The sequence below is a fragment of the Amycolatopsis sp. A1MSW2902 genome, from assembly GCF_017312175.1.
GTDB lineage: Bacteria > Actinomycetota > Actinomycetes > Mycobacteriales > Pseudonocardiaceae > Amycolatopsis > Amycolatopsis nivea.
This window is the reverse complement of the sequence record NZ_QJPO01000001.1, coordinates 7,320,433-7,338,900: the sequence shown is the minus strand read 5'-3', so window position 1 is coordinate 7,338,900 and position 18,468 is coordinate 7,320,433. Positions and strand designations below refer to the sequence as shown.

The 18,468-nt window shown below is 69.6% G+C and carries 18 protein-coding genes; 9 read left to right on the top strand and 9 right to left on the bottom strand.

Annotated features, from left to right (window positions below; translation table 11 throughout):
• Positions 1–385 precede the first annotated feature (385 nt).
• The 7 genes from murJ to DMP23_RS34150 all read left to right on the top strand — a co-directional run bounded on the left by murJ (position 386) and on the right by DMP23_RS34150 (position 8,190).
• The gene (murJ, locus tag DMP23_RS34180) at positions 386–2,164 is read left to right on the top strand and encodes a murein biosynthesis integral membrane protein MurJ (RefSeq protein ID WP_235146700.1); all 1,779 of its coding nucleotides are present in this window, start codon (positions 386–388) and stop codon (positions 2,162–2,164) included.
• Positions 2,165–2,243: 79 nt separating this feature from the next.
• Complete coding sequence (locus DMP23_RS34175) at positions 2,244–3,842, top strand: protein kinase family protein (RefSeq protein WP_037809120.1); 1,599 nt, start codon at positions 2,244–2,246, stop codon at positions 3,840–3,842.
• Positions 3,843–3,873: 31 nt separating this feature from the next.
• Entirely contained in the window at positions 3,874–4,539 is a 666-nt protein-coding gene (gene sigM, locus DMP23_RS34170) for an RNA polymerase sigma factor SigM (RefSeq protein ID WP_043831404.1), read from the top strand.
• The gene (locus tag DMP23_RS34165) at positions 4,536–5,333 is read left to right on the top strand and encodes a hypothetical protein (RefSeq protein WP_337823531.1); all 798 of its coding nucleotides are present in this window, start codon (positions 4,536–4,538) and stop codon (positions 5,331–5,333) included. The genes sigM and DMP23_RS34165 overlap by 4 nt, the downstream gene beginning before the upstream one ends.
• A gap of 95 nt (positions 5,334–5,428) precedes the next feature.
• Positions 5,429–6,421, top strand: a complete 993-nt coding sequence (gene trxB / locus DMP23_RS34160) for a thioredoxin-disulfide reductase (protein WP_037809124.1) — start codon at positions 5,429–5,431, stop codon at positions 6,419–6,421.
• A gap of 28 nt (positions 6,422–6,449) precedes the next feature.
• Positions 6,450–6,773 carry a thioredoxin gene (gene trxA / locus DMP23_RS34155; RefSeq protein WP_009085330.1) on the top strand — a complete coding sequence of 108 codons (324 nt, stop codon included), beginning with the start codon at positions 6,450–6,452 and terminating at the stop codon, positions 6,771–6,773.
• Positions 6,774–7,041: 268 nt separating this feature from the next.
• Positions 7,042–8,190 (top strand): N-acetylmuramoyl-L-alanine amidase, encoded by a 1,149-nt coding sequence (locus tag DMP23_RS34150; protein ID WP_037809125.1) that lies wholly within the window; start codon positions 7,042–7,044, stop codon positions 8,188–8,190.
• A gap of 796 nt (positions 8,191–8,986) precedes the next feature.
• Here the strand turns inward: DMP23_RS34150 and DMP23_RS34145 are convergent.
• Positions 8,987–9,631, bottom strand: coding sequence for a GNAT family N-acetyltransferase (locus DMP23_RS34145; protein ID WP_106961273.1), 645 nt, complete (start codon positions 9,629–9,631; stop codon positions 8,987–8,989).
• 182 nt (positions 9,632–9,813) lie between these two features.
• Here DMP23_RS34145 and DMP23_RS34140 point away from each other — a divergent pair, with 182 nt between their 5' ends.
• Entirely contained in the window at positions 9,814–11,133 is a 1,320-nt protein-coding gene (locus DMP23_RS34140; protein WP_037809126.1) for an aminotransferase-like domain-containing protein, read from the top strand.
• 30 nt (positions 11,134–11,163) lie between these two features.
• The gene (locus DMP23_RS34135) at positions 11,164–12,114 is read left to right on the top strand and encodes a D-alanine--D-alanine ligase family protein (RefSeq protein WP_009085339.1); all 951 of its coding nucleotides are present in this window, start codon (positions 11,164–11,166) and stop codon (positions 12,112–12,114) included.
• 132 nt (positions 12,115–12,246) lie between these two features.
• Here DMP23_RS34135 and DMP23_RS34130 read toward each other — a convergent pair whose 3' ends face one another.
• The 8 genes from DMP23_RS34130 to rpmH all read right to left on the bottom strand — a co-directional run bounded on the left by DMP23_RS34130 (position 12,247) and on the right by rpmH (position 18,144).
• On the bottom strand, positions 12,247–13,257 hold the full coding sequence (locus DMP23_RS34130; RefSeq protein WP_037809127.1) for a ParB/RepB/Spo0J family partition protein: 1,011 nt from the start codon (positions 13,255–13,257) through the stop codon (positions 12,247–12,249).
• Complete coding sequence (locus DMP23_RS34125; protein ID WP_037809129.1) at positions 13,254–14,177, bottom strand: ParA family protein; 924 nt, start codon at positions 14,175–14,177, stop codon at positions 13,254–13,256. The genes DMP23_RS34130 and DMP23_RS34125 overlap by 4 nt, the downstream gene beginning before the upstream one ends.
• Positions 14,178–14,263: 86 nt before the next feature.
• Positions 14,264–14,944, bottom strand: a complete 681-nt coding sequence (gene rsmG, locus DMP23_RS34120; RefSeq protein WP_037809131.1) for a 16S rRNA (guanine(527)-N(7))-methyltransferase RsmG — start codon at positions 14,942–14,944, stop codon at positions 14,264–14,266.
• 539 nt (positions 14,945–15,483) lie between these two features.
• Positions 15,484–16,023: a Jag family protein gene (locus DMP23_RS34115; protein WP_037809133.1), complete on the bottom strand. Its 540-nt coding sequence runs from the start codon at positions 16,021–16,023 to the stop codon at positions 15,484–15,486.
• Between the two features lie 28 nt (positions 16,024–16,051).
• Positions 16,052–17,209 (bottom strand): membrane protein insertase YidC, encoded by a 1,158-nt coding sequence (gene yidC, locus DMP23_RS34110; RefSeq protein WP_134728049.1) that lies wholly within the window; start codon positions 17,207–17,209, stop codon positions 16,052–16,054.
• 4 nt (positions 17,210–17,213) lie between these two features.
• A complete protein-coding gene (yidD, locus tag DMP23_RS34105; protein WP_037809137.1) occupies positions 17,214–17,540 on the bottom strand; it encodes a membrane protein insertion efficiency factor YidD in 327 nt (108 codons plus the stop codon).
• Positions 17,541–17,546: 6 nt separating this feature from the next.
• Complete coding sequence (rnpA, locus tag DMP23_RS34100) at positions 17,547–17,978, bottom strand: ribonuclease P protein component (protein ID WP_037809139.1); 432 nt, start codon at positions 17,976–17,978, stop codon at positions 17,547–17,549.
• A gap of 22 nt (positions 17,979–18,000) precedes the next feature.
• A complete protein-coding gene (gene rpmH / locus DMP23_RS34095; protein ID WP_037363527.1) occupies positions 18,001–18,144 on the bottom strand; it encodes a 50S ribosomal protein L34 in 144 nt (47 codons plus the stop codon).
• Positions 18,145–18,468 lie beyond the last annotated feature (324 nt).

Sequence of the window (18,468 nt, the reverse complement as noted above, 5' to 3'; positions counted from 1 at the left end):
CGACCGGGCCCAGCCGCGCCGGATCGATCCGCGCCGCGGCGACCCCCGTGAGCCCCGCGAACCTCGTGAACCCCGCGACCCCCGGGACCGCACGCCGCGCCGGGTCCCGCCGCCGCCTCCGAACGGCCAGCGTCCGGCCCCGACCAGGGCCGCCATGCCGCCGGTGCGCAGGCCGCCCCCGCCGAGGCAGTCCGGGCCGCCGTCCGGCCCGCAGCAGCTCCCGCCGTCGGGTCCGCAGCCGATCCCGCCGAACCAGCCGCCGAACCGCGGCCAGCTCCCGCAGCCGACCCCGCCGCCCGCGAACGTGCCGGGCCCGCAGCCGCCGGTGCACCGCGGCCGCGGCCCGCGTCCCGGCACGCCGATCCGGCCGTGGCAGGAAGAGGCGATGCGGGACCCGGACGCCACCCGGTTCATCCCGCGCACCGCGGGCGTTCCGCTGGCGGCCCCGTCGCGCTGGCCGACCGCCGACCCGGACGTGCTGCGCCCGTACGACGCGCTGGCCACCCAGGTCATGCCGCGGATCAAGGACGCGCCGCTCGCGCGTCCGGCCGAGGCGCCCGAGCAGCCGAAGGACGAGGGTCCTTCGGTCGCGAAGGAATCCGGCCGGATGGCGATCGCGTCGCTGATCAGCCGGATCACCGGGTTCCTGTGGAAGGTGCTGCTGGTCGCGGCGATCGGCAACGGGATCGCGACCGACTCGTTCAACGTCGCGAACACGATGCCGAACATCATCTTCGAGCTGCTGCTCGGCGGCGTGCTCACCAGCGTGGTGGTGCCGCTGCTGGTGCGTTCGCAAGACGACCCGGACCACGGCCAGGCCTACGCGCAACGGCTGCTGACCACCGGCGTCACCGTGCTGTTCATCGGCACGGTGATCGCGGTGATCGCGGCGCCGGCGTTCACGTCGCTGTACATCGATTCGTCCGGCAACGCGAGCGCGGGCCTGACCACCGCGTTCGCCTATCTGCTGCTGCCGGAGATCTTCTTCTACGGCGTGTTCGCGCTGGTCTCGGCGATGCTGAACGCCAAGCACGTGTTCGGTCCGACCGCGTGGGCCCCGGTGATCAACAACCTGGTGGTCATCTTCACCATCCTCGTGGTGTGGCTGATGCCCGGTTCGATCGACACCGGCAATCCGTCGCTCACCGATCCGAAGGTGCTCACGCTCGGTCTCGGCGTCACCGGCGGCATCGCCGCGCAGGCGCTCATGCTGATCCCGCCGCTGCTGCGGTCGGGCTTCCGCCCGCGCTGGCGCTGGGGCCTGGACAGCCGGATGAAGGAGTTCGGCGGGCTGGCCCTGTGGGTCGTCGGCTACGTCGCGGTCAGCCAGGTCGGCCTCACGATCACCACTCGCGTGCTCACCAAGGGCACCTCGGGCGGCGTCACCGCCTACAACTACGCGTGGCTGCTGTTCCAGCTGCCCTACGGCGTGCTCGGCGTCTCGCTGCTGACCGCGATCATGCCGCGAATGAGCCGCGCCGCCGCCGACGGCGACACGAAGAAGCTGGTCAGCGACCTGTCGTATGCCTCGCGGATCTCGACGGTGACCCTCGTCCCGATCTCCGCGGTGATGACGATCGTCGGCTCGTCGATGGGTGTCGCGCTGTTCGCGCTGGGCAAGGGCTCGCTGGAAGGCGCCGAGCGAATGGGCCAGGCGCTGGCGATCACGGCGTTCGCGCTGCTGCCGTACGCGCTGGTGATGCTCCAGATGCGGGTGTTCTACGCGATGAAGGACGCCCGCACGCCGACGTTGATCATGATCGTGATGACCGTGGTCAAGGTGCCGCTGCTGTTCCTGTGCCCGGTGCTGTTGAACCCGGAGAACGTCGTGCTCGGCGTGATGATGGTGAACGCGCTGACCTACGTGATCGGCGCGATGCTCGGCCAGGTGTGGCTGTGGGTGACGCTCGGCAACCTGCGCAGCAAGCGGGTGATCGGGGTGATCCTGTTCACGGTCGTGGCGAGCGTCCTCGGGGTCGGCGCGGCGTGGGTCGTCGGGCTGATCGTGCCCTCGTCCCTCGGCCCGGTTCTGCACGCCTGGATCAAGCTCGTCCTGCAGGGACTCGTCGGGATCGTGGTCTCGTTCGGGGTGCTCATGGCGCTGAAGGTCGAGGAGCTGAAGCCCGTAACATCGAGATTCACCCGATTGATCAAGCGCGGGTAACGATTGATTCACGACTCACGACGCTTCTACGGCTGATGATCCGGGTACCCTCGGTGCCGGGAGCGAAGCGGGAGAGAGCGTGGACACGAGACGAAGCGAGCAGGCGGGGGACGCCGCGGGCATTCGCGCCCGGGGCGGATCGCTCGCGCCCGGACGCGTCGTAGGGGACGGCCGGTATCGCCTGCTTGCCCAGTTCGGGGTAGACGAGCGGGCCGCCGCGCACCTCTGGCGCGCGCGGGACGGGCAGCTCAAACGGGACGTCGCACTGACGCTGCTGGTCGGCGATCCGGCCGATCCGGAGGCGGCGCGGCAGGCGAGGCGCACCCTCGAACGGGCCGCGCACGCGTCGAAGTTCGGGCACGGCGGCGTCGCGCGGGTGCTGGACGTGCTCAGCCTCGGCAGCGGGGTCACCTCCAGCGAGGGGCTGCTCGGCGTCGTGGTGGCGGAGTGGACCAAGGGCAGCGACTTGGTGGACCTGGTCGCGCAGCGCCCGGTGGCCCCCGCCGCGGCCGCGCGGATGGTGCAGGCGCTCGCCGAAGCGGTCGACCACGCCCACCAGAACGGTCTCGTCCTCGGCCTCGACCACCCGCAGCGGCTGCGGCTCACGCCGGGCGGCGCGCTCAAGCTCGCCTTCCCCGGCCCGCTGCCCGAAGCCACTCTCCGCGACGACGTCAAGGCGCTCGGCGCGGTGCTGTATCTGCTGCTCACCGGACGCTGGGCGCTGCCGGGCGGACCGCCCGCGATCCCCGCGGCCCCGCTCACGCCGCAGGGGCACGTGGTGCCGCCGCGGTCGCTGGTGCCGGCGGTGCCGCCGGAGCTGTCCTCGCTGGCCGTGCGCACGATCGAGGACGGCGGCAGCGGCGGGATCCGCACCAGCTCGGCCATTCTGCGCGTGCTCGGCCAGGTCGCCGAGCAGGAGGAACGCACCCAGCTGATCAACGCGGTCGGCAAGGACGATCCGGCGGCGGAGACCGACGGCACGATCTGGACCACGAAGAAGCCGGTGAAGGACGTCGCGCGGCGGCGGAAGCTGGCTTTCGGCGTCACCGTGCTCGTGGTCGCGACCGTGGTCATCCTCGCGTGGGGCGGGCTGATGCTGATCAACCTGTTCCAGGGCGACGGCAAGCCGACCGGTCCCACGATCAACGTCGCGGCCCCGCCGAGCAGTGCTCCGGCGAAACCCGGCAACCCGGCGCCACCGCCGGGCAACCAGCCGCCCGCGGCGCCGAAGATCGGCGACCCGGTGGCCCCGAAGTCGGCGACGCTCTACAACCCGCAGGGCTCCGGCGACAACGCGGGCCGGGCGAAGAACACGATCGACGGCGACCCGGGCACGGTCTGGAAGACCGACCAGTACCAGCAGCAGCTGCCCGCGCTGAAGCCCGGCGTCGGCATCGCGGTCTCGTTCGACAACCCGGTGAACCTCGCGCAGGTGAAGATCAGCGCGGACAGCCCGGGCACGAAGGTCGAGATCCGGTCGGCGGACAGCAAGAATCCGCAGCTCGACGACACGAAGGTGGTCGGGAGCGGCGACCTGAACGGGCCGGACACCACGATCACCCTGCAGCAGCCGACGCAAAGCCAGTACTTCATCGTCTGGATCACCCAGCTGGGCGACAACGGCGGCGACGGCTTCCTGAGCCAGATCGGAGAGCTGAGCTTCCTGCCTGCGGCGTGAGCTGCGAGCACGACTCAGTAGGCTCTGCCGGGTGACGGCTGCAGCTCCCACGGATGCGGATCTGATCGCGGCGCACGCCGCGGGCGATCCGCATGCGTTCAGTGAACTGGTCCGGCGGCATCGAGACCGCATGTGGGCGGTAGCGCTGCGCACGCTGCGCGATCCGGAAGAGGCGGCGGACGCGCTGCAGGAGGCGTTCATCTCGGCCTTCCGCGCGGCGGGCAAGTTCCGCGCGGAGTCGCAGGTCACGACCTGGCTGCACCGGATCGTGGTGAACGCGTGCCTCGACCGGATCCGGCGGAAGCAGGCCCGGCCGACCGTGCCGCTGCCCGAGACCGGCGAGTACAACGAACCGGCCGCGCCCGGCGACTCGATGGCCGAGAAGGAGACCAGCCTGCTGGTCCGCAAAGCGCTCGACGAGCTGCCCGAAGACCAGCGCGCGCCGATCCTGCTCGTCGACGTCGAGGGCTATTCGGTGGCCGAGACGGCGAAGATGCTCGGCATCGCCGAGGGCACGGTCAAGAGCCGGTGCGCGCGCGGGCGGGGAAAACTCGCGAAGGTTCTCGGGCATCTGCGGAACCCGGACGGGGGTGGCGACGTCCCAACTAACGAAAGCAAACGCAAGCACGCCACTTCGGAGGGGTCCCGGAGTGCCGGGCGAGCCCAGCGCTCGCCGGGGAACGGGGAGGGACGATGACGGACGAGAGCCGGGGGGCAGGCGGAACCATCGGGCCGCCCTGGTCTGTCGACCTGCTCGCCGACCTCCACGCCGGGGTCCTCGACGACCAGGAGGCAGCGCAACTGTGGCCGCGGGTGAACGCGGATCCGGAGGCGCGCGCGATCATCGAGGCCCTGGAGGCGACCACCGCCGACCTGTCCGCGCTCGCCGCGGAACCGGCGCCGCCGATGCCCGCCGAGTTCGCGGCGAGGCTCGACGCCGCGCTCGCCGCGGAGTCGGCGGCCCGGCAGGAGGCGACGTTTCCGGCGGCCGCACCGGAGCCCGCTGAACAGGCGGTCGCGCCGGTGGTGGACCTGTCGGCGGCGCGGAAACGGCGGAACCGGCAGCTCGGCTGGGGCGCCGGGATCCTGACCGCCGCCGCGGCCGCCGCGGTAGCGATCACGCTGACCGTTCCCGGTGCGACCAAGACCAATACGTCCGGCGTCGCCGCGCCCGCGCCGTCTTCGGCAAGCGGCCCGTCCGTCGGCAGCGACGGCAGCGGTGCGGAAGCGCTGCTGGGCGGCGGTCTCGGCGTGCGGAACTACGGTCCGCTGCAGGACTCGAAACGCTTCGACGCGTGCGTCGCCGCGGCCGGCCTGGACCCGGCGGTGCGGCCGGAGGGCGTGCGGCCGGTGACCGTCGAGGGCAAGCCGGGCGTGGTGGCGATTTACACCACCGGCAAGCTCGCGCAGTTCCGGCTGGTCGCGTTCGGCGCGGACTGCGGCCCGGGGAACCCGGACAAGCTGTTCGACAAGGTGGTCGGCAAGAAGTAGCGGGCAGGACGTAGCGGGCGTCACCGCCGGGAACACCTCCACCTACGATCGTGTTGAGCCTGGAGCACAGGTCATGACGAGCGGAGGGTTGACGGGTGGCTGCCGAGGAAATCAGGAACCTGATCGTCGTCGGGTCGGGTCCTGCCGGTTACACCGCAGCGGTCTACGCGGCGCGCGCACAGCTCGAACCGCTGGTGTTTGAGGGCACGCAGTTCGGCGGCGCGCTGATGACGACCACCGAGGTCGAGAACTTCCCGGGCTTCCGCGACGGGATCCAGGGTCCGGACCTGATGGAGGAGATGCGCAAGCAGGCCGAACGGTTCGGTGCGGAGCTGCGCGCGGAGGACGTCGAGTCGCTTGAGCTGACCGGCGACGTGAAGTACGTCGTCGCGAACGGCAAGCGCTACGCCGCCCGCGCCGTCGTGCTGGCCATGGGCGCCGCCGCGCGGTACCTGAAGGTGCCGGGCGAGCAGGAGCTGCTCGGCCGCGGCGTGTCCGCCTGTGCGACCTGTGACGGTTTCTTCTTCCGCGACCACGACATCGCGGTGGCCGGCGGCGGCGACTCGGCGATGGAGGAGGCGACCTTCCTGACGAAGTTCGCCAAGTCCGTCACGATCGTGCACCGCCGCGACGAGTTCCGGGCGTCGAAGATCATGCTCGAGCGCGCTCGTGCGAACGACAAGATCAAGTGGCAGCTGAACTCGCAGATCACCGGCGTCGAAGGAGACGGGACCGTGTCCGGCCTGAAGGTGCGCGACACGCAGTCCGGCGAGGAGAAGACGCTCGACGTGACCGGGTTCTTCGTCGCGATCGGCCACGATCCGCGCAGCGAGCTGGTGCGCGGTCAGGTGGACGTGGACGAGGACGGCTACGTGCTCACGCAGGGCCGCACGTCGTACACGAACCTGCCCGGGGTGTTCGCCGCCGGCGACCTCGTGGACCGCACGTACCGGCAGGCGATCACCGCGGCCGGTTCCGGCTGCAGCGCGGCGATCGACGCGGAACGATGGCTCGCGGAGCACGGCGAGGCCGAGGCGAACGAAGCACCGGAACTGGTCGGCGGCGGCTACGGCGCCGGCGAGCACTGACTTTCCCACCGAGTTGAAGGAGCAAGCGATGTCCGAACCCGTGAAGGTGACCGACAAGTCGTTCGTGGACGACGTCCTGACCAGCGAGAAGCCCGTTCTCGTCGACTTCTGGGCGACCTGGTGCGGGCCGTGCAAGATGGTCGCCCCGGTGCTCGAGGAGATCGCGAAGGAAAACGGCGACAAGATCACCGTCGCGAAGCTCGACATCGACGAGAACCCGAACACGGCGCGTGACTACCAGGTGATGTCGATTCCGACGCTGATCCTGTTCCAGGGCGGCAAGCCGGTGAAGCAGATCGTGGGCGCGAAGCCGAAGGCCGCGCTGCTGTCCGATCTCGCCGACGTGCTCTGAGCGGTCCACCTGCTGAGAACCCGGGCCAGCGGCTATCGACTCGCCGGTCCGGGTTCTCGCACGTTCGGGAACCACCCGCACGGGGGTGGGCACGCAGGTGCACTCGGCGTGTCCGCCGCGCGGCGACGCACCCGCCGGTGGCGCACCGACCGGGCCTGCGTCCTTACCGAGAGTTCACAGGGCACAATAGGTGCCTGGGTACACCCCCTACCCGGGTTTCTGTTTCGCATCGAGCCGGTTTCGGTGCCTGAGGAAGAGCGAGGAGTGCATGCGGGTACTCCGCCGCGGTGACGCCGGTCCCGACGTCGCCGAGATCAGGTCGATCCTTGCCGGGATGGATCTGCTCCCGCCGGTGGCGGGGACCGAGCGGTACAACACGTTCGACGTCGCGGTGGAGCAGGCCGTGCGCGCGTTCCAGCAGCGCCGCGGGCTCATCACCGACGGGGTGGTGGGCCCGGCGACGTACCAGGCGCTCAAGGGCGCGAGCTATCACCTCGGGAGCCGCCCGCTCCAGTACCTTTTGTCGTCGCCGGTGCACGGCGACGACGTTTTCACTCTTCAGGAGCGGCTCACCGAACTGGGCTTCGACGCGGGCCGCCCGGACGGCTATTTCGGCCCCCAGACCGAACGCGCCCTGCGCACGTTCCAGCGCGACATGCGGCTGACGTCGGACGGCATCTGCGGCCCGGCCACCATCCGCGAACTGCACCGCCTGTCCTCGCCGCGCGCTCGCGGCGGCCGCCCGGTTTTCCTGCGCGAGCAGGAGCAGGTGCGCCAGGCGGGCCCGCGGCTGCGCGGCAAGCGCATCGTGATCGACCCGGGCCACGGCGGCGAAGACCTCGGTGTCGTCGCGGGCGGCCTGCGCGAGGCGGACATCGCCTGGGATCTGGCGCGGCGGCTGGAAGGCCGGATGCAGGCCACCGGCATGGAGGCCCTGATCAGCCGGGGCCCGAACCACAGTCCGACGGATTTCGAACGCGCCCGTTTCGCCAACGACGCTGGCGCGGACCTGTTCCTGTCGCTGCACAGCGACGGCAACCCGTCGCCGCGCGCGCAGGGCGTCGCGAGCTTCCACTTCGGCACCGGCAACGGCACGACGTCCACCGTCGGCGAACTGCTGGCCGGCTTCATCCAGCGCGAGGTCGCGGCCCGTACCGGCCTGCTGGACTGCCGCACGCACTACAAGACGTGGGAGATCTTCACCCGCACGCGCTGCCCAGCCGTCCGCGTGGAAATCGGCTACCTGACGAACCCGGACGACGCCGCCCGCCTTGGCGACCCCGCCTTCCGCGACGTCGTGGCCGAGGGCATCCTCATCGCGGTCAAGCGCCTCTACCTCCTCGGCGAAGGCGACCAGCCCACCGGCACCTTCACCTTCGCCGACGTCCTGGCCCACGAACTAGCCAAGGCCGAATAGCCCTCTCTCGCTATTCGCCCCCTCCGGTTCTCCCTGCCTTACCCCTAGCCCCACCCTGATTCGCCCTGCCCCGGCCTTTCCCCGCGAAGACCACCCAGGGCCCCACTCAGCGCGCCCCGCCGCCGCACCGCCCTCTCAGCCCGTGTTTACCCGTGCTGACCCGCCCGCACCCCGAGCAACCACTACCCACAGTCACCACCAGCCGCCACCCCCTCGGCGACCCCTCCCGAGCACCGCCACCCCCGAACCAACCGCACCCGGACCCCAAACAACCGGAGCCCCCACACCGCTTAACCGGCGCCACAAGAACTTGCGCCGAACTGCCACACCACCAACCACACCTGGGGGGCAGCCCCCACCCTTCCCGGGGGGCGTCCCCAGATCCATTCTATCCATCCACAGCTTTTCCACGGCCTCTATCTGCAATCTGTGGATAACTCGGGGACTCTTCCACAGTTGTGCACAGGTACCGGGAGTGGGTGTTTTCCCTGCGGATCCGAGGTGGTATGGGGCTCGTCGGACTCGGTCCTGGGGCATCCGAGTTCCACCCCCGGCGGCGGCGAACAGGCCTGGGCTGACCTCGGGCGATGCTGGTCGAGCGGCTGCACAACCCAGTTGGGAATGGGGATTGCAGTAAGCAGGAAAGCGGCGAGCGGCGGTAGTTGTCGCAAAGGTGGGCACGGAGAGTGACCGGGTAGCCGGGGAGTGGCGGAGTACTGCGGGCTAGCCGGGCGGGGCGTTCAGGGTGGGTGCCAGCGAGGTCATTCTGGCTGACCTGCCTGGGGCACGAAGCCGGTCAGGCGCGGCCGAGGCTCGGTTCCGCGGTCGTGATCGTCACTTGGCCCAGCAGACGTTCGAGTGCCGCTTCGACGTCTTCCTTCCAGGTGATCGCCGAGCGCAGTTCCAGGCGCAGGCGCGGGTACTTCGGGTGCGGACGCACCGTTTTGAAGCCCACGCTCTGCAGGAACGCCGCGGGGAGCACGCACGAGTGCTGGCCCAGCGGGTCCTCGTCGTCAGGGGTGGCGTCGCCGAAGGATTCGATCGCGCGGACGCCGCGTTTGGTCAGGTCCTTCGCCACGGCCTGCACCAGCATCCGGCCGAGGCCGCCGCCGCGGAATTCCGGCAGGACCTGGAAGGCGGTGAGCAGGACGGCGTCGGCGCTCGGCGGCGACGTCGGGAAGGCCAGCGAGCGGGGCACCGCGTTCGGCGGGGCGTAGAGCACGAACCCGACCGGCAGCGTGTCGCTGTAGACGATGCGGCCGCAGGAACCCCATTCCAGCAGGACGCTGGACACCCAGGCTTCCTTCTCGACCTCGGTGGAGCCGTACTCCTCGGCCTGCGCCTTCAGGTGCGGCGCGAGCTCCCAGTACACGCACTGTCGGCAGTTCTTGGGAAGGTGCTCGAGATTGTCCAGGGTGACGCCCACCACGCGACGTGACACCTGAAACCTCCCTGGACCCCGCAACTCCGGCCATCGCGCCCGCAAGAGCGCAGGCAGCACCGGAAGAACCACCCCGAGGATAGGCCGATGTGACAAGCGCCGGAAGAGCGGGGAGCCGGAAGAGGCCGCGGTTACACTCGATGGATCTACCAGCAGGTACCCACCGAGCCCTCAGGTGTCCGATGACCGAGAACCGCCCCGCCAAGCCGCAGACCGGCCGCCACAATCTCGACCCGCACCTCGACCGGTACGCAGCACGTACCGCCGGGATGACCGCATCCGAGATCCGCGCGCTTTTCGCAGTGGCAAGCCGGCCGGAGGTCGTCTCGCTCGCCGGCGGCATGCCGAACCTCGCCGCGCTGCCGCTCGACACCCTCTCGGCTCAGGTCGGCGAGATCATCGCGGAGGAGGGGCTCGTCGCCCTGCAGTACGGGTCCGCGCACGGGATTCCCGCGCTGCGTGACCAGATCTGCGAAATCATGGCTCTCGAGGGGATCAAGGCGCACCCCGACGACGTCGTGGTCACCGTCGGTTCCCAGATGGGCCTCGACATGGTGACCCGGCTTTTCTGCGACCCGGGTGACGTCGTGATCGCCGAGGGCCCGTCGTACGTCGGTGCGCTCGGTTCGTTTTCCGCTTACCAGGCGAACGTCGTGCACGTCGCGATGGACGAGCACGGTCTCGTGCCCGAAGGGTTGCGGGAAGCCTTGCGCCAGGCCGAAAAGGCCGGGCAGCGGGTCAAATTCCTTTACACGATCCCGAATTTCCACAACCCGGCCGGCGTGACGCTGTCGGTCGACCGGCGGCCGGAAATCGTCGAGATCTGCCGCGAGCACGGCGTGCTGATCATCGAGGACAACCCGTACGGCCTGCTCGGTTTCGACGGCCAGACCTACCCGGCGCTGCGCTCGCTCGACCCGGACAACGTCGTGTACCTCGGCTCGTTCTCGAAGACGTTCGCCTCCGGGCTGCGCGTCGGCTGGGTGCTCGCGCCGCACGCGGTGCGCGAAAAGCTCGTGCTGGCTGCGGAATCCGCGACGCTGTGCCCGCCGACCTTCAACCAGATGATCGTCTCGCGCTACCTCGCGACGCACGATTGGAAGGGCCAGATCAAGAAGTTCCGGGAGAACTACCGCGAACGCCGCGACGCGATGTTGTCGGCGCTGCAACAGTATTTGCCTCCCGGCTGCTCCTGGACCCACCCCGACGGCGGCTTCTACGTGTGGGTCACCGTGCCGGAAGGCGTTGACACCAAAGCGATGTTGCCGCGTGCGGTCACCGCTCGGGTCGCGTACGCGTCCGGCACCGGTTTCTACGCCGACGGTTTCGGCTCCCGCCAGATGCGGTTGTCGTACTGCTACCCCACGCCGGAACGCATCCGCGAGGGCGTGCGCCGGCTCGCCGCCGTGCTCGAGTCCGAAATGGACCTCAACCGCACCTTCGGTAGCGTGAAGGCGCGCACCATCCCGGGGCCCGAGACCCCGTCTCCGGACACGGTCTGACCGGCCCAGCAACACTAAGGAGTTCCCACGGTGGTCGACCGTACCGTTGCCGTGCTCGCCGGCGGGCTTTCCCACGAACGCGACGTTTCGCTCCGCTCCGGGCGCAGGCTTTCCGCCGCGCTGCGTGCCGAGGGCCTCACGGTGGAGGAGTGGGACACCGACGCCGGGCTGCTGGAACGGCTGCGCACGCAGCGTCCGGACGCGGTTGTCGTCGCCCTGCACGGCGGTGAGGGCGAGAACGGCTCGGTGCAGACCGTGCTGGAGATGCTCGACGTCCCGTTCGTCGGCACCCACTCGCAGGGCTGCCGCCGCGCCTGGGACAAGCCGACCGCGAAGGCGTTCGTGCAGCAGGCCGGGTTCTCGACGCCGGACTGGATTGTGTTGCCGCACAGCACTTTCCGCGAACTGGGCGCGCAGTCGGTGCTCGACGCGATGGTCGAGCGGCTCGGTCTGCCGCTGATCCTCAAGCCGGATCAGGGCGGGTCGGCGCTCGGCACGCAGGTGGTCCGGGAAGCGGCGGAGCTGCCCGCGGCGATGGTCGGCTGCTTCGCCTACGGCGACACCGTGCTCGCGGAACGGTTCGTAGACGGCGTTGAGGTGGCCGTCACGGTCATCGAAGGGGAGAACGGGGCCGAGGCCCTGCCCGCGGTCGAGATCGTGCCGGAGAGCGGCGTCTACGACTACACCGCGCGCTACACTGCGGGGCTCACCGATTTCTTCACCCCGGCCCGGATTTCCGACGAGGCCGCGAAGGCGGTCAGCGAACTCGCCGTCGGCGCGCACCGGTGGCTCGGGCTGCGCGACATCTCGCGCACCGACGCGGTCATCACGCCGGACGGGGGAGTCCACTTCCTCGAAGTGAACCTCTCGCCGGGTCTCACCGAAACGTCGACGGTGCCGATGGCGGTCGAAGCCGCCGGCACCACGCTCGGTTCAGTTTTCGCGGACCTCGTCGCGCGCGCCGTCGCTCGCGCGAACTGAAAACTGGCGGACGGGGGCGGGCGGCGGACTGCCGCCCCTCCCCGCGCCGGTCGATTTCCGGCGGCCACTCCGCGTGACCGTGGCCGCCTCGATCCGCAATCATCACCGTGACGAAACGCCCCTGGGTGATCCCTAATCGGTTTCGTCGCTCTGATTCGCCGATTTTTCCCCGGAATTCGCGTCGATGATCCCGACGATCCGCTCAAGATCGTCAACCGACCCGAACTCGAGAACGATGCGCCCCTTGCGCCGGCCGAGGTCGACCTTCACCCGGGTGTCGAACCGATCGGACAGCCGGTTCGCGAGTTCCTGCAATCCGGGCGCCTGGATCTGCTTTCGGGGAGCGGCCTTCGGCTTCGCCGGCTTCTCGCTCTTCTTCAGCGTGACGGCTTCCTCGGTGGCCCGCACCGACATGCCCTCCGCGACGATCCGCGCCGCCAGTTCCTCCTGGCTTTCCGGATCCTCCAACGACAGCAGCGCCCGCGCGTGCCCGGCGGACAGGACGCCCGCGGCCACCCGCCGCTGCACGGGGAGGGGGAGCTTGAGCAACCGGATGGTGTTCGTGATGACCGGACGGCTGCGGCCGATGCGCCCGGCCAGCTCCTCGTGCGTCACCGCGAACTCGTCGAGCAGCTGCTGATAGGCCGCCGCCTCTTCGAGCGGGTTCAGCTGCACGCGGTGGATGTTCTCCAGCAGCGCGTCCCGCAGCATCGACTCGTCGGCGGTCTGCCGCACGATCGCCGGGATCGCCTCGAGCTCCGCCTGCTGCGAGGCGCGCAGGCGGCGCTCGCCCATGACGAGTTCGTACTCGTCGTCGCCGAGTTCGCGGACGACGATCGGCTGCATGAGCCCGAACTCGCGGATCGAATGCTCGAGTTCGGCGAGTGCTTCCTCGTCGAAAACCTGACGCGGCTGCTTCGGGTTCGGCTTGACCGAGCTGACCGGGATCTCGCGGTACACCGCGCCGGCGACCTCGCCACTCGGCTGGCCCGCGGCACCGTTCGCCGCGAACCAGCCCTTGTCCTCGCGTACCGCTTTCTCCGCGGGCGTGCTGGCCTCGGTCGCGGCCGGAGGAGGCGTCGCCGGTCCGGTCGGGATCAGGGCCGCCAGTCCGCGGCCGAGCCCTCCTCTGCGCTCAGTCATGCGGTGCTGCTCCTCTCGTTCACACCCCGCTCGGCGATCTCCTTCGCCGCGTCGAGATAGCTCATGGCGCCACGTGAACCGGGGTCGTAGGAGAGGACGGTCTGGCCGTAGCCAGGCGCCTCGGACACCTTCACGCTGCGCGGGATGACGGTCTTCAGCACCGTTTCGCCGAAGTGGTTCCGGACCTCGTTGGTCACCTGGTCGGCCAGTTTGGTGCGACCGTCGTACATGGTGAGCAGAATCGTCGACACGCTGAGTTCGCGGTTGAGGTGCTGCTGCACGAGTTCGATGTTGCTGAGGAGCTGCCCGAGACCTTCGAGTGCGTAGTACTCGCACTGGATCGGGATGAGCACTTCCTGCGCCGCCACCATCGCGTTGACGGTGAGGAGGCCGAGCGACGGCGGGCAGTCGATGAAGACGTAGTCGACGCCGATCTCGTCGAGCGCGCCGGACGACAGTGCCTCCTTGAGCCGCGTCTCGCGGTTCGCCATGGAGACGAGTTCGATCTCGGCACCGGCGAGGTCGATCGTCGCGGGCACGCAGTAGAGGTTGGGGGACTGCTCGCTCTGCTGCGCGGCCTCGGCGATCGAGACCTCGCCGATGAGCACCTCGTAGATCGACGGCGTCCCGGAGCGGTGGTCGATGTCGAGCGCGGTGCTGGCGTTGCCCTGCGGGTCGAGGTCGATCACCAACGTTTTCAGCCCGTGCACGGCGAGCGCCGCGGCCAGGTTGACGGTGCTCGTCGTCTTGCCGACCCCGCCCTTCTGGTTGGCGACGGTGAGCACCCGGCGACGAGACGGCCGGGGGAGTACCCCTTCCTTGGGGTGGAGCACGCTCGCGGCGCGAACGGCTTCTTCAGCGATCGGCGTCCAGCCCATCTCCTGGCTGGCCTCCGCGGAGTCGGACGGCGGGGGATTCACCGGTCTCGACACCTCCTCCTGGTAGACGATTCGGGGGCGTTCACACCGCGATGTTTCACGTGGAACGGCGCGGCTGTTGTCGTTCGCTAGCTCCGTCTGCCGCGTGGCCGGTTCGGCTTCGGCGGCAGGCGACGGATCAGGACCACCGTGCTGGGGACTTCGAGTACTGCCTTCCCGCATTCCGCGACCTGTGGTTCGGCCCCACCGGCCTTGCGCACCGCGTCGCGGTCACGGGAGATCTCTTCGGCGGCGCTGGCGCCTTTGAGGGCAACCAGTCGACCTTCGGGACGAACCAGGGGAAGGCACCAGCCCGCGAGCCGAGCAAGAGGGGCGACCGCGCGGGCGGTGACGACGTCTGCGCCACTCAGCTGCTCGCGTACGGACCGCTCCTCGGCGCGTCCACGGACGATGGTGATCGGGAGTTCCAGCTTCTCGGCGACCTCGGCCAACCAGTCAACCCGGCGAGCCATGGGTTCCAAGAGCACGATATCGAGGTCCGGTCGAGCGATCGCCAGCGGTACTCCCGGAAGCCCCGCGCCCGACCCGACGTCGACCACGCGCGCCTCGGACGGGATCTGCTCACCGATCACCGCGGAGTTCAGCACGTGCCGCTCCCACAGCCGGTCGACCTCACGCGGTCCGATCAACCCTCGCTCGACCCCATGAGTCGCCAGCAGCTCCACGTACCCGGCGGCTTGCTCGACGCGCTCCCCGAACACCTCCACCGCCGCGGTCCGGACCGTCCCGGTGGCGCCGTCCAAGCTCACTACTCGCACTCCTCGCTCCGCGCGTTTCACGTGAAACGCGCTCGATTGATTGTCCCTGATGCCGACGCCAAATCGAGCCGACAGACCGCAACTGTGGACAAGTCCACTCGAGTCGCCGAGCGATCCACAGGTCGTTTCACGTGAAACGCGATCGGCCGGAGGAGGAGGCGGCGAGTTTCACGTGAAACGCCACGCTTGTAATTCGCTGCGGCGTCGAGTCGGAGCGATGACGATCCTCGGGCGACTGCAGGCTCGGGCGTCACTCGTCGCGTGCGAGGGAGCCGGGCGGCGGCTGATGAACGTGACGGCAGTCGTCCTTGCCTAACCGCTGCCTAGAACATGACAGGGAACAGGAGTGCCGCCAACGGACGACGCGCGACGCGGCATCGCCTAGAGGCCAGGGGCTGCTCGGCGGGTCCGACAGGCACGGTGCCGGTCGTACTCGCGGTGCCGAGGGACCGCGTCAGAAGGCAGGCATAAAAGAAGCGGCCCACCGGAGTGAATCCGGTGGGCCGCTTCCGCTCAGTGCTTCCGAGGGCTCAGTCCTCGGGGAAGATCACCACGCGCCGCTTCGGGTCCTCGCCCTCGCTCTCGCTCGTGACGCCCTTGACCGTCGCGACCGCGTCGTGGACGACCTTGCGCTCGAACGGGCTCATCGGCTGCAGGCGAACCCGCTCGCCGCTCGACAGCACCGACTCCGCGGTGGACCGGCCGAGTTCGCGGAGCTCCTCGCGGCGGTCCGCGCGCCAGCCGGCGATGTCCAGCATCAGCCGGCTGCGCGAGCCGGTCTCCTGCTGCACCGCGAGACGGGTCAGCTCCTGCAGCGCTTCGAGCACCGTGCCGCGGGGGCCGACCAGCTTCTCGAGGTCGTCGCCGCCGTCGATGCTGACGATCGCGCGGCCGGCTTCGACGTCCAGGTCGATGTCGCCGTCGTAGTCGAGCAGGTCCAGCAGACGCTCGAGATAGTCGCCGGCGATGTCGCCCTCTTGCACGAGAGCGTCGTCACCGCCCGCCTTCGGCTCGGCCGCCGCACTCGTCTCTTCCTGATCGGCGTCGATCGTGTCGACCGTCTCCGACATCTTCAGTCTCCTCTCCGAACCCGAAGCGTCAGCGACGCTTCCGGCCCGACTTCCTGTTCGAGTCCTTGAGGAGCCCGGGCACTCCGGTGCCGTTCTCCTTCGATCCGTTCTGGGTCGACGTCTGCTCCGGCGCGCTCTCCGCCGCCTCGGCCGTCTCGGCTGCCTTCTTCTGCGAGGAAGCGACACCGCCGGACTTGCCGCTGGAGGACGAGGTCTGCGCGAAGCCGTGCGCCGAACCCGCCTTGGTCACCTTGCCCTGCTGACCCTGCTGCTGGTTCTTCTTCTGCTGCACCGGCTTCTGCCCGACCTTCGGCGCGGTCGGCTTCTGGCCCGGCTTCGGGCCGAGCGACGCGCGCTTCTCGGCCGCCTCGGCCTTGCGGGCTTCCTCTTCCTTGTCGATCTTCGTGTAGACGAGGCGCTGCTGCATGAGCGTCCAGCCGTTGTTCGCCAGCCAGTAGAAGAGCAGGCCGAGCGGGAAGAACGCACCGAAGACGAGCACACCGAGCGGGAAGACGTACATGGTGAGCTTGTTCATGATCGCGGTCTGCGCGGTGCCCGCGGCCGACGCGTTCTGCCGGGAGACCGAGTGGCGCGCGGTGAGGTGCGTGGCGATCGAGGCGATGATCATCAGCGGCAGCGCGACCGGGAGGACCTCCCAGTGCCACCCGCCGTTCGCGACGTGTCCGGCGACGGCGCCGACGCCGTTGTTGACCGCCTCGCCCAGGTTAACGCCGAAGAGCTTCGCGCTGACGTAGGAGTTCACGTCATGGGCGTTGAAGAAGTAGTTCTCGGTCTTCGGGCTGCCGTCGGCGGGCTTCATGGTGAACGCGCGCAGCACGTGGTTCAGGCCGATGAAGACCGGGATCTGAAGGATCATCGGAAGGCAGCTGCCGAGCGGGTTGACGCCGTGCTCGCGCTGGAGCTTCTGCATCTCCTGCGCCTGGCGCTGCCGGTCGTTCGCGTACTTCTTCTGGATCTTCTTCATTTCCGGCGCGAAGTCTTGCATCTTCTTCATCGACCGGACCTGGTTCACGAACGGCTTGAACATGATGCCGCGGACGGTGAACGTCAGGAAGATGATGCCGAGGATCCACGAGATCGCGGTCGCTTCCCCGAAGACGAACCCGAAGACCTTGTGCCAACACCACAAGATGAAGGACACGGGGTAGTAGATGAAATCGAGCACTGAGCTACTCCTCGATCGGTGTTTCAGGCGTGCGGTGCCGCCACGAGAACTTCTCGGGCACCGGGTCGCGGCCGGGCGGGGTCCACGGGCCGCAGCGAAGCAGCCGGCGCAGCGCGAGGTAGGAGCCCTTGGCCGCGCCGTGGCGGGTCAGTGCTTCGACTGCGTACGCGCTGCAGCTCGGGTAGAACCGGCAGGCCGGAGGAAGAAAGGGCGAAATCGCCTTGCGGTAGAACCGCACGGGGAGGAGCAGCACCCACGCGACCGGTCCAGGCCGGGGCGGCGACTCGTCCTCGGGTACTTCGGTGGTGCTGTGTTCGGAGGTGGCGTCCATAGCCGTTTACACCGCTGATCCGTGGTCGGGTGCCGTGCCCTGCTGGCGCGGCTGCCGGGGAGCATCGGCCCCGGCCGGGCGGCCGGACGGCGCGAGGCCGAGCCGGCGCAGTGCGGCGTCGAGATCCGCGGCGAGCTCAGCGCTCGACGCGGACGCGGCCGGAGGCAATGCCCGTACCACCAACGAGCTGCCCGCGGGCAGTGTTCCGAGACGCGCGGAAACCAGGTGCCGCAACCGCCGGGTCACCCGGTGGCGCACCACCGAGTTCCCGACGGCCTTGCTCACCACAAAACCCGCCCTGGCCGCGAACGAAGCGGCCACGGACGGGTCCGTGGTCAACGCGTGGACGACGAGGCGGCGCCTGCCGGCTCGGGACCCCCGGCGGAGGACGACCCGGAAGTCCTCGCTCCGCCGCAGACGTGCGCCAGCGGGCAGCACGACGCGGTCCGGCTGAGCCGGATCAGGCGGACAGCTCGGCGCGGCCCTTGCGACGGCGCGCCGCGAGGATCGCGCGGCCCGCACGGGTCCGCATGCGCAGGCGGAAACCGTGGGTCTTCGCGCGACGACGGTTGTTCGGCTGGAAGGTGCGCTTGCCCTTGCTCACTGCTTCTCCTGTGTCTCGGCCGTCGGGCGACGGCGGATTCCCCGGCGCCCGGCGTGTCGTGCGGGTCGCACGGAAGTTCGTGCTGTCTCCTACCACCGGGTGGCCTCGTCACGACGAGCGACGACATACGTAGGCACGCGAAACGCACCCGTCGCATACGGGAGACCTTACGAGGGTACGCACCCCGGTCGTGAACGCTGCAGGCGCCCCTCCGGCGCCCTCGGCGACCGACCGGCGAGACTGCCTTCCGGCACGGCGCGGCACCGAATGGCAACACGCCGTACACCGTGAAATGCTTGCGCAGCACCACGTCTTGTGGCATCG

Bases quoted from the DNA above. Each gene is read 5' to 3' on its own strand.
- murJ (WP_235146700.1), top strand. From the start codon at position 386: ATGCGGGACCCGGACGCCACCCGGTTCATCCCGCGCACCGCGGGCGTT.
- DMP23_RS34165 (WP_337823531.1), top strand. From the start codon at position 4,536: ATGACGGACGAGAGCCGGGGGGCAGGCGGAACCATCGGGCCGCCCTGG.
- trxA (WP_009085330.1), top strand. From the start codon at position 6,450: ATGTCCGAACCCGTGAAGGTGACCGACAAGTCGTTCGTGGACGACGTC.
- DMP23_RS34150 (WP_037809125.1), top strand. From the start codon at position 7,042: ATGCGGGTACTCCGCCGCGGTGACGCCGGTCCCGACGTCGCCGAGATC.
- DMP23_RS34140 (WP_037809126.1), top strand. From the start codon at position 9,814: ATGACCGAGAACCGCCCCGCCAAGCCGCAGACCGGCCGCCACAATCTC.
- DMP23_RS34130 (WP_037809127.1), bottom strand. From the start codon at position 13,257: ATGACTGAGCGCAGAGGAGGGCTCGGCCGCGGACTGGCGGCCCTGATC.
- DMP23_RS34115 (WP_037809133.1), bottom strand. From the start codon at position 16,023: ATGTCGGAGACGGTCGACACGATCGACGCCGATCAGGAAGAGACGAGT.
- yidD (WP_037809137.1), bottom strand. From the start codon at position 17,540: ATGGACGCCACCTCCGAACACAGCACCACCGAAGTACCCGAGGACGAG.